The organism is uncultured Campylobacter sp., assembly GCF_938045595.1.
Lineage (GTDB): Bacteria > Campylobacterota > Campylobacteria > Campylobacterales > Campylobacteraceae > Campylobacter_B.
In genome coordinates this window covers 1-2,311 of sequence record NZ_CALIBB010000078.1, presented here as the reverse complement: position 1 = coordinate 2,311, position 2,311 = coordinate 1, and the positions used below count along the sequence as shown (strand labels likewise).

General features: G+C 50.1%; 3 protein-coding genes. 2 read left to right on the top strand and 1 reads right to left on the bottom strand.

The genetic code is table 11. The features are described from left to right. On the bottom strand, window positions 1-672 hold a 672-nt coding region (locus tag Q0340_RS03045), incomplete at its 3' end, for an AI-2E family transporter (protein WP_298082107.1). Between the two features lie 203 nt (window positions 673-875). On the opposite strand from Q0340_RS03045, the gene Q0340_RS03040 reads away from it, so the two are divergent. Together Q0340_RS03040 and Q0340_RS03035 are read left to right on the top strand one after the other, a co-directional pair. Then, window positions 876-1,964: a class I SAM-dependent methyltransferase gene (locus Q0340_RS03040; RefSeq protein WP_298082106.1), complete on the top strand. Its 1,089-nt coding sequence runs from the start codon at window positions 876-878 to the stop codon at window positions 1,962-1,964. After that, window positions 1,964-2,311: hypothetical protein (locus Q0340_RS03035; protein ID WP_298082105.1), on the top strand; the 348-nt coding region annotated here is incomplete at its 3' end. The genes Q0340_RS03040 and Q0340_RS03035, both read left to right, overlap by 1 nt.

Below are 2,311 nucleotides of genomic sequence, written 5' to 3'. Positions count from 1 at the left end.
TAGCACGAAAGCTAAAATCCCCCACAGCGCGGCATATGGAACACTAAGAGCCCACAGCCCAAGCCCGATGAGCGCACCGGTGCATGCAGAAGCGATAGTTTTGATTAGCAGATATTTTTTGAGGCTGGAGGCAAATTTCTTCACGAAAATGTGCGTAGCGCGGCTACTTTGCGAAAAATAGCGGATTTTTTCGTCTATTACGGAGCTTTCAAAGACCATAAATGAAACCATTATAAAAATGAAAAATCCCGTCGAAACTATCGAGCCTGTTTTGCGCAGTAGTGCAGATAGCTGCGCGGCGGCTTCGCTCGGATCGATGCCTAGGCTTGCGGCGTTAAGCTCTATGCCGAATCGAGAGAGCTTCGCACTCACGCCTCCTAGCACCTCTTCAAATTTTGCTTGAAGCTCGGGCAGGCGCGCTGAAAATTCCTTGATCGCATCAAAGATGACTGCGCCGAAAAACACTATAATCGCCACGAAGGCAAAGGTAATGATGAGGAAGCTAAAAACACGCCCGACGCGGATCTTTTGGACATAAAGCACCAGCGGCGAGACGAGCACCGTGATGAAAATAGCTAGCAAAAATGGCACGACGATAGCCTGCGCGGCTTTAAGACCAGCCAGGATGATTACGACGCAGGCAACCGACATCAAGGACATTTGAAGCTTCAAGGATTCTCCTAAATTTGACATTTTCGCAGAGCTTTTACGCGAAATTTTGATGAAAGGATTTTAACTAAAATTCTATAAATTTTAAGACGGAATTTTAAAATTTCATCGCAAAATTCTGAGATATGCGCAAATTCTTAGCGGGCGCAAGAAAAGTTAGAATTTTTTGCTAAAATTTTGCGAAATTTACATAAGCAGGATCAAAAATGAAACTTCCCAAACAGCTTTTAGATCGTTACGCCGTGGAGCGTCAAAGCGCAGGCGAGGCGCAGCGGACGGCGAATGAGATCGCCTTTGCGCCGGTGGTCTTTCAGGTCTCGCGACTGATGAAAAAATTTGGAATTTTAAGCGCGCTTAATGAGGCGCGGGACGGGCTAAGCATAAGTGAGATCGCGCAGAAACTCTCGCTTAGCGAATACGCCGTAAAGCTGCTTTTGGAAAGTTCGCTTAGCATCGGCACGGTGCTGCTGTGCGGCGAGAAATTTCGGCTTAGCAAGGCGGGGTATTTTCTACTCACCGACGAGATGGTGGACGTTGATATGGACTTCATCCACGACGTGTGCTACGAGGGGCTATTTAGGCTCGAAGAGACGCTAAAATCGGGCAAACCAGAGGGGCTAAAGGTTTTTGGGCAGTGGGCTACGATCTACGAGGCGCTTTCGCATCTGCCGCCGCACGTGCGCAAGAGCTGGCTCGCGTTTGATCATTTTTATTCGGATTTGGCGTTTGAGCCTGCGTTAAAGATCATTTTCTCGCGCAAGACGGATAAAATTTTAGACGTAGGCGGCAATACGGGGCGCTTTGCTAAGCGGTGCGTAGGCTACGACGAAAATGTGCGCGTCACGATAATGGATCTTGCGGGGCAAATTTCGATGATGAAAGACGCCGTCGCAGGCGCGCAGGGCGCTGAGCGCATAGAGGGGCTTGCGGCCGATCTGCTAGATCCCGCTACGCGCTTTCCGCGCGGCTTTGATGCGATCTGGCTCAGTCAGTTTTTAGACTGCTTCGGCGAGGAGCAGATCGTAAGCATCCTCTCGCGCGCGGCGGAGTCGATGAGCGAGCAGGTGCGGCTTTATATTTTGGAGCCGTTTTGGGACAGGCAGCGCTACGAAACCGCCGCGTATAGCATGACGCAGATCAGCGTATATTTCGCCGCTATGGCAAACGGCAATAGCAAAATTTATCACTCGGACGATATGGTTAAATTTGCGCAGCGCGCGGGGCTTAAAATTTCGCAAATTCACGACGGGTTGGGCGTCGGACACACGCTGCTGTGCTGCGAAAGGGCTCGCTGATGGACGCGCGAAGCTTAAGCGCGCGGCTAAATAAGCCGATTAAAATTTTACTAGTGCTACTTGGAATCGGAATTTTGGCAAACGTAGCGATGGAATTTTATGCGGAGAAAAAACGCGGCGAGCTAGAGCGAAACTTCTGCGAAAGCAAGCAGGTGCGAGATGCGCTAGCGCGGATAAACGAGGGCGCGCCGCGCAGGATCGACGATGCTACGATTTTAAAAGGCGCCGCATGCGAAGAGGGTAGCTTCATATACGATTACGCGCTAAATAGCTCGTCAAATTTAGATCTTAGCGCGCTGGATGCGGGCGATGCGGAAATTTTAAAAGAGATGCTGTTTGCTAAGGCG

Coding starts and splice junctions, on each gene's coding strand:
- Q0340_RS03040 (WP_298082106.1), top strand. CDS start 876: ATGAAACTTCCCAAACAGCTTTTAGATCGTTACGCCGTGGAGCGTCAA.